Origin of the sequence: Inquilinus sp. (assembly GCF_039594555.1) — a bacterium.
Classification (GTDB): domain Bacteria; phylum Pseudomonadota; class Alphaproteobacteria; order DSM-16000; family Inquilinaceae; genus Inquilinus.
In genome coordinates this window covers 1-7,038 of record NZ_JBCNNF010000358.1, presented here as the reverse complement: position 1 = coordinate 7,038, position 7,038 = coordinate 1, and the positions used below count along the sequence as shown (strand labels likewise).

7 protein-coding genes are annotated in these 7,038 nt (G+C 68.3%); 4 read left to right on the top strand and 3 right to left on the bottom strand.

Annotated features, from left to right (window positions below):
* The 3 genes from ABDW35_RS28335 to msrP form a co-directional block, all read left to right on the top strand.
* A partial coding sequence (locus ABDW35_RS28335; RefSeq protein ID WP_343717202.1) for a carbohydrate ABC transporter permease occupies positions 1-428 on the top strand: 428 nt, incomplete at its 5' end.
* A 126-nt stretch (positions 429-554) separates the two neighbouring features.
* Positions 555-1,757: a pyridoxal phosphate-dependent aminotransferase gene (locus ABDW35_RS28330; protein WP_343717201.1), complete on the top strand. Its 1,203-nt coding sequence runs from the start codon at positions 555-557 to the stop codon at positions 1,755-1,757.
* A gap of 149 nt (positions 1,758-1,906) precedes the next feature.
* Positions 1,907-2,878, top strand: a complete 972-nt coding sequence (gene msrP, locus ABDW35_RS28325) for a protein-methionine-sulfoxide reductase catalytic subunit MsrP (protein WP_343717200.1) — start codon at positions 1,907-1,909, stop codon at positions 2,876-2,878.
* 595 nt (positions 2,879-3,473) lie between these two features.
* On the opposite strand, the gene ABDW35_RS28320 is transcribed toward msrP, so the two are convergent.
* From ABDW35_RS28320 to ABDW35_RS28310, 3 genes are all read right to left on the bottom strand, one after another.
* Entirely contained in the window at positions 3,474-4,364 is an 891-nt protein-coding gene (locus tag ABDW35_RS28320) for a LysR family transcriptional regulator (protein ID WP_034839005.1), read from the bottom strand.
* A gap of 237 nt (positions 4,365-4,601) precedes the next feature.
* On the bottom strand, positions 4,602-5,621 hold the full coding sequence (gene trxB, locus ABDW35_RS28315; protein ID WP_343717199.1) for a thioredoxin-disulfide reductase: 1,020 nt from the start codon (positions 5,619-5,621) through the stop codon (positions 4,602-4,604).
* Between the two features lie 105 nt (positions 5,622-5,726).
* Positions 5,727-6,692, bottom strand: a complete 966-nt coding sequence (locus ABDW35_RS28310; protein ID WP_343717198.1) for a mitochondrial fission ELM1 family protein — start codon at positions 6,690-6,692, stop codon at positions 5,727-5,729.
* A 113-nt stretch (positions 6,693-6,805) separates the two neighbouring features.
* Here ABDW35_RS28310 and ABDW35_RS28305 point away from each other — a divergent pair.
* The coding region (locus ABDW35_RS28305; RefSeq protein WP_343717197.1) for an Lrp/AsnC family transcriptional regulator at positions 6,806-7,038 on the top strand (233 nt) is incomplete at its 3' end.

Sequence of the window (7,038 nt, the reverse complement as noted above, 5' to 3'; positions counted from 1 at the left end):
TCAACACCCTGGCGGCGCTGATCCTGGTCTACACCGCGATGGGGCTGCCGCTGTCGATCTTCATTTTGTCGGAGTTCATGCGCCAGATCCCGAAGGAGCTGAAGGATTCCGCGCGCTGCGACGGCGTCGGCGAATACCGCATCTTCTTCCGCATCATCCTGCCGCTGGTGCGGCCGGCGCTGGCGACGGTGGCGGTGTTCACCATGGTGCCGATCTGGAACGACCTGTGGTTCCCGCTGATCCTGGCGCCGGGCGACGGCACCCGCACCATCACCCTCGGCGTGCAGCAATTCGTCGGCCAGTACGTCACCGACTGGAACGCGGTGCTGGCCTCGCTGACCCTGGCCATCATCCCGGTCTTGATCCTCTACGCCTTCTTCTCCCGCCAGCTGATCGCCGGCCTGACCCAGGGGGCGGTGAAGGGGTAGGGGGCGAGCCCGCCCTCCGCGCCCGGCGCGGGCGGGCTCCCGAATTTTCGCAACGCTCGCGGCTTGTCGCTGGGCCTCGGCCGGGTCTACCGTCCCCCGCTTCCAACTTTCCCGGGATCCGGACCCATGGCCCTCCTCGCCGCCTCGCTCGCCCGCGTCAAGCCGTCCCCGACCATCGCCGTCACCACCAAGGCGGCCGAGCTGAAGGCCGCCGGCCGCGACGTCATCGGCCTCGGCGCCGGCGAGCCGGATTTCGACACGCCGGACAATATCAAGCAGGCGGCGATCGCCGCGATCCAGGGCGGCAAGACCAAATACACCGCGGTCGACGGCACGCCGGAGCTGAAGAAGGCCATCGCCGCCAAGTTCCTGCGTGAGAACGGCCTGAAATACGAGACCAGCCAGGTCACCGTCGGCACCGGCGGCAAGCAGGTGCTGTACAACGCGCTGCTGGCCACGCTGGACCCGGGCGACGAGGTGATCATCCCAGCGCCGTACTGGGTCAGCTACCCCGACATGGTGCTGCTGTGCGGCGGCACGCCGGTGCCGGTGGTCTGCCCGGCGGAGCAGGGCTTCAAGCTGCAGCCGGCCGCCCTCGAGGCCGCGATCACGCCGAAGACCAAGTGGCTGATCCTGAACTCGCCGTCGAACCCGACCGGCGCCGCCTACAGCTTCGCCGAGATGAAGGCGCTGACCGACGTGCTGCTGCGCCATCCGCATGTGCATGTCCTGACCGACGACATGTACGAGCACCTGATCTATGACGACTTCAAATTCGTCACCCCGGCCCAGGTCGAGCCGAAGCTGTACGACCGCACCCTGACGCTGAACGGCGTGTCCAAGGCCTATTGCATGACCGGCTGGCGCATCGGCTACGCCGCCGGCCGGCCGGACCTGATCAAGGCCATCGCCAAGGTGCAGAGCCAGTCGACCTCCAACCCGTCCTCGATCAGCCAGGCCGCGGCGGTCGAGGCTTTGTCCGGCCCGCAGGACTTCATCCCGCGCCACAACGTGGTGTTCCAGCAGCGCCGCGACCTGATCGTGTCGATGCTGAACCAGTCGGCCGGGCTGACCTGCCACCGGCCGGAGGGCGCCTTCTACGTCTTCCCGTCCTGCGAGGGGACGCTCGGCAAGAAGACCCCGGACGGCAAGGTGATCGAGACCGACGAGGACTTCGTCACCTATCTGCTGGAATCCGAGGGTGTGGCGGTGGTGCAGGGCTCGGCCTTCGGCCTGGCGCCGTTCTTCCGCATCTCCTACGCCACCGCGACCGAGGCGCTGCAGGACGCCGGCGAGCGCATCCAGCGCGCTTGCGCCGCGCTGCGCTGAGGCCGCGCGTCTGAGAGGACCGGCGCCGGGCTGCGTCCCGGCGCCGCTGGCCCGCGCCATCGATGCGCGGTAACGTCGGCCTGTCCTGCCGCGAACTACAGGTGAGACCGCCCTGCGGTCGGATGGTTCGGGTCAAGGAGGACAGGCCGATGCTGATCAAGCGCAATCCGGGGTGGCGGATTCCCGAAAGTCGGGCGACGCCGGAATCGGTGTATGTGAACCGCCGCAGCCTGCTGCAGGCGATGGGCCTCGGCGCCGGGCTGCTGGCCGGCGCCGGCGCGGCACTGGAGCTCCGCCCGGCCCGTGCCGCCGATCCGGACCCGACCGCCGGCCTGTACCCGGCCAAGCGCAACGACCGCTACACGCTGGACCGGCCGCTGACGCCCGAGAAGGACGTCACCACCTACAACAATTTCTACGAATACGGCTCCGACAAGGACATCTGGGAGGCGGCGCAGGAGCTGAAGATCCGCCCCTGGACCGTCAAGTTCGAGGGCATGGTCGAGCAGGAGCGGGAGGTCGACATCGACACCCTGATCCGCGCCATGCCGCTGGAGGAGCGGCTGTACCGCCACCGCTGCGTCGAGGCCTGGTCGATGGCGGTGCCCTGGACCGGCTTTCCGCTGAAGGCGCTGGTCGATTACGCCAAGCCGCTGGCCTCGGCGAAATATGTACGCATGCAAACATTCCAGAACGACGAGGCGCCGGGCTTCAGCCAGGTCTTCTACCCCTGGCCCTATGTCGAGGGCTTGACCATGGCCGAGGCGACCAACGAGCTGGCCTTCATGGTCACCGGCCTCTACGGCAAGCCGGTGCCGCGCCAGAACGGCGCGCCACTGCGGCTGGTGACGCCGTGGAAATACGGCTTCAAGTCGATCAAGAGCATCATCCGCGTCGCCTTCACCGACGAGCGGCCGGTGAGCTTCTGGGAGCAGCTGCAGAGCAGCGAGTATGGCTTCTGGGCCAATGTGAACCCGGAGGTGCCGCATCCGCGCTGGAGCCAGGCGATGGAGCGCGTGTTGGGCACCGGCGAGCGGGTGCCGACCCAGCTGTTCAACGGCTACGGCGAATACGTCGCCGGCCTCTACAAGGGCCTGGAAAGCGAGCGGCTCTACGCCTGACCGGGCGGCTTCGGTGCGGGGCCTGGCGGGAGGGGGGACGGCCCCCCTCTCTCTGTGCCGTTTCCGGCAGCTTCATGCGGCCGGGGCATGCCCCAGCCCGGGAGGCCCAAAATCTGCACAAAAAAAGGGCCGGAAACGCGTTCCGGCCCGAGTCAAACAGGGAGGCTTCACGTCTGGGAGACGCAAGGAGCCGGCAGTGCCGGACCCTTGTTCTGCTGCGCTGCAGCACGAACGCTCTTAAGATAGGCATTCTGTGGCCGATTGGTAACCAGTTTCTGCCATTGCTTTTATGCGCGCATTGCATAGCTCGCTGTGAGCCGTGCAAGGCCAAGGGTTTCCGCCATTTTTCCGGGTGGTTTTGCATAGATTTCTGACATTTGTCGCCTTTTTCTCAGGCGCGGACCCTGGAAAACCGGGCGAACGACCCAATCGGGCGTCCATGCTCGCCGTAGAAGCTTGGTCTTCAACCGTCATGGCGAGGCGCCGAGCGCCGCGGCCATCCAGCAGGAAGTGCGAGCGGCCCTGATGGCGCACCCTTTGGGGCGCCTTGACCGATGGTGGGGGAGGTTCTGGTCTAGAGGACGGCCGAGAAGTCTCAGAACTTGCTTTCGGCCACCTTGCGGACGAGGAAGTCGCGGAACACCGCGATGCGCTTGGAATGGCGCAGCTCCTCGGCATAGACGAAATAGGCCTCGGTGGTCGGGCCCGTGACCTCGGGCAACACCCGCACCACGTTCAGGGTCGGGTCGACCATGAAATCGGGCAGGGCGGCCAGGCCTAGGCCGCTGCGCACGGCGCGGTAGATGGCGTACTGGTTGTTCACCCGCAGCGCGATCTTGCGGCCGCCTGGCGGCGGGCTGCCGACATGGGCCAGCCAGTTGATGTCCGCGATCGGCCCGCGCGCATCCTCGCCATAGATGATGATCGAATGCTTGTTCAGATCGTCGAGGGTCTGCGGGATGCCGTTGCGCTTCAGATAGTCGACCGACCCGAAGATGTGGATCTTCACCGTCATCAGGTGGCGCTGGATCAGGTCGGGCTGGCGCGGCGGCGTCATGCGGATCGCCACATCGGCCTCGCGCATGCCCAGGTCCAGCTCCTCGTCGTCGATCAGGACGGTCAGGTCGATGTCCGGGAAGGCGGTCAGGAACTCGCGCACCCGCGGCGTCAGCCAGGTCGAGCCGAAGGCGACGGTGGTGGTGATCTTCAGCGGACCGCGAGCGTGGTCCTTGCTCTCGCTCAGCTGCGCCTCGGTCATCGACAGTTTGGCGAAGACCTCGCGCGCCGTGCGGAACAGCAGCTCGCCCTGCTCGGTCAGGATCAGGCCGCGGGCATGGCGGTGGAACAGCGGGACCTTGAGGCTCTCCTCCAGGGCGCTGATCTGGCGGCTGACCGCCGACTGGCTGAGGTTCAGCTTCTCGCCCGCATGGGTAAAGCTGCCCGCGTCAGCGACGGCGTGGAAAACGCGCAGCTTGTCCCAGTCCATTCTCCGGCACCCGTTCGTTTCTTGGGCGGGCGACAAGGGCGGGATGGTCGATATACCAGCGCTCGGCGTCGCGCCTGCGAATCACACTATATGCACTATGACGGGCACCACCGACCCGATGCAAGCAAAGCTTGGACCGGGCGGGAACAATATTTCACCTGGATTCGATCGATAGGGGGGATGGCCCCCCTATGATCATCGCCCTTACGAATCGGAGCGGCGGTCCGCCCGGACGGGTCAGCCCGCCGCGGCGACCTCGGCCGCAGCAGCCGGCTGCGCCTCGCGGTCGGCGATGCGCGCGAGATGGCCGGTGCCGGCATGTTCGGACAGGAAGCGCTCGGCCTCCAGCGCCGCCATGCAGCCCATGCCGGCAGCGGTCACCGCCTGGCGGTAGACCCGGTCCTTGACGTCGCCGGCGGCGAACACGCCGGGGATGTCGGTCGCGGTCGAATCCGGCGCGGTGATGATGTAGCCGTCGGCATCCATCCGGACATGGCCCTTGAACACCGCGGTCGCCGGGTCATGACCGATGGCGACGAAGACGCCGTCGGCCGGCAGCACGCGCTCGGCCCCGGTCCTGGTGTCGCGCAGCCGGGCGCCGGTCACCGCCTCCGGCATGCCGCCGCCGACGATCTCCTCGACCGTGTGGTTCCACACCACCTCGATCTTGGGATGGGCGAACAGCCGGTCCTGCAGGATGCGCTCGGCCCGCAGCTGGTCGCGGCGATGCACCAGCGTCACCTTGGTGGCGTGGTTGGTCAGATACAGCGCCTCCTCGACCGCGGAGTTGCCGCCGCCGATCACCGCCACCTCCTTGCCGCGGAAGAAGAAGCCGTCGCAGGTGGCGCAGGCGGAGACGCCGCGGCCCTGGAACTGCTGCTCGCTCGGCAGGCCCATCCAGCGCGCCTGGGCGCCGGTGGCGATGATCACCGAATCGGCCTCGTAGACCGTGCCGGAATCGGCGGTGCAGACGAAGGGCCGGCGCGAGAAGTCGACCTTGGTGATCAGGTCGAACTCCAGCCGCGTGCCGCAGTGGCGGGCCTGGGCCTCCATCTGCTCCATCAGCCAGGGCCCCTGGATCACGTCGGCGAAGCCGGGATAGTTCTCGACATCGGTGGTGATGGTCAGCTGCCCGCCGGGCTGCAGCCCCTGCACCAGGATCGGCTCCAGGTTGGCGCGCGCGGCATAGATCGCGGCGGTATAGCCGGCCGGGCCGGAACCGATGATCAGGACTTTGGTGCGATGGGTGGCCGGCATGGGGCGACAATCCGCTGGAAGGGAACTGTCAGCGATAGATAACCACCGGCGGCGGCCGGGGCAAGGCGACGCGGGACTGGGCTGTGCCCGCGGCAAGCGTGGCGGTCAGGCGTCGAACAGTGCCCGCACCCGCGCTGCCGCCCGGGCTGTGTCGTCCAGCGGCGCGTAGCTCCACTGCTCCAGCCGGCCGGTGAAGGGGCGGGTGATGCCCTCGGCCGCCAGCGCGTCGTGGAAGCGGCGGTGCTTCGGCGCCAGCTGCGCCCATTCGACCACATGCACCGGCTTGCCGGTGGTCGCCGCCTCCGACGTCATGTTGATGCTGTCATTGGTGACGATCACCGCATCGGCCAGGGCCAGGAAGCCGAAATAGGGGTTCGGGCCGGTGCCGTCCCAGATCCAGGCCGACAGCCCCTCCAGCGCCTGGTGCAGCGCCGCGGCCTCGCCCGCCGGCGTGCGCCGGCTGGTGGTGACCATCAGCCCGGTGCCGCCGCGCGCCAGCTCGGCCAGCTGGCCGGCGAGTCGGGCGACCGCGCCTTCCGGCACCGCCACCGACTTGCTGCTGCCGCCGATCAGCACCGCGGCGCGTGGTCGCGGCAGGCCGCCCAGCACCGGCTCCCACTTCGCCGCCGCGGCGGCCAGCCGGTCGGGGGTGACGAGGTTGAGGGCGCCGGCGGTGCCGAAGACGTTCGACGCTTTCAATCCGTCATGCCGGGGCGTGACGATCAGATCGAAACGCCGCGGGTTGACGCCGGGACGAAATATTTGCACAAGGCGCGTCCGATGACCGCTGGCCCGCTTCACCGCGAGGGCGGGATACACGCTCTGCCGGCCGGCTGCGATCAGCAGGTCGGGCCAGGGCGGCCCGTCCAGGCCGAAGCCGGCGGCGGGCCGAACGGGATCGAGAAGACGATGCCAGCCATGGCGAGCGCCGAGTCGGACCACCTCCGGGACGATGCCCAGCGCCTCCGCCAGGCCCAGGCACTGGTTCTCGTTCGCCGGGCGGCCATCCGACACCACCCACACCCGCAGGGAGCCGATGCCGCCCGTCCCCGCACGCGCCGTCGCGCTCATGCTGCGAAATCCCCCGCCAAACCCCCAACGCGAAACAGGATTGCGCTTGCGCCCGGCGAAAGTCCGGCAATATCCTTGCGCGTAATCACGGAAGCCCTTTCATGAGAGAACCCATGCGCCGTGTGAAGCTCGACCGCATCGACCGCCGCATCCTCCGCGACCTCCAGGACGACGGCCGCATGACGAATGTCGAGCTGGCGCGCCGCGCCGGCATCTCCGCCCCGCCCTGCCTGCGCCGCGTCCGGGCGCTGGAGGAGGCGCATTACATCCGCGGTTATCACGCCGACATCAACCCCGAGGCGCTGGGCTTCGGCGTCACCGTCTTCGCCCAGGTCGGGCTGACCAG

What these genes read in the sequence shown, in the direction of transcription:
- ABDW35_RS28330 (WP_343717201.1), top strand. Translation starts at nt 555, where the DNA reads ATGGCCCTCCTCGCCGCCTCGCTCGCCCGCGTCAAGCCGTCCCCGACC.
- msrP (WP_343717200.1), top strand. Translation starts at nt 1,907, where the DNA reads ATGCTGATCAAGCGCAATCCGGGGTGGCGGATTCCCGAAAGTCGGGCG.
- ABDW35_RS28320 (WP_034839005.1), bottom strand. Translation starts at nt 4,364, where the DNA reads ATGGACTGGGACAAGCTGCGCGTTTTCCACGCCGTCGCTGACGCGGGC.
- trxB (WP_343717199.1), bottom strand. Translation starts at nt 5,621, where the DNA reads ATGCCGGCCACCCATCGCACCAAAGTCCTGATCATCGGTTCCGGCCCG.
- ABDW35_RS28310 (WP_343717198.1), bottom strand. Translation starts at nt 6,692, where the DNA reads ATGAGCGCGACGGCGCGTGCGGGGACGGGCGGCATCGGCTCCCTGCGG.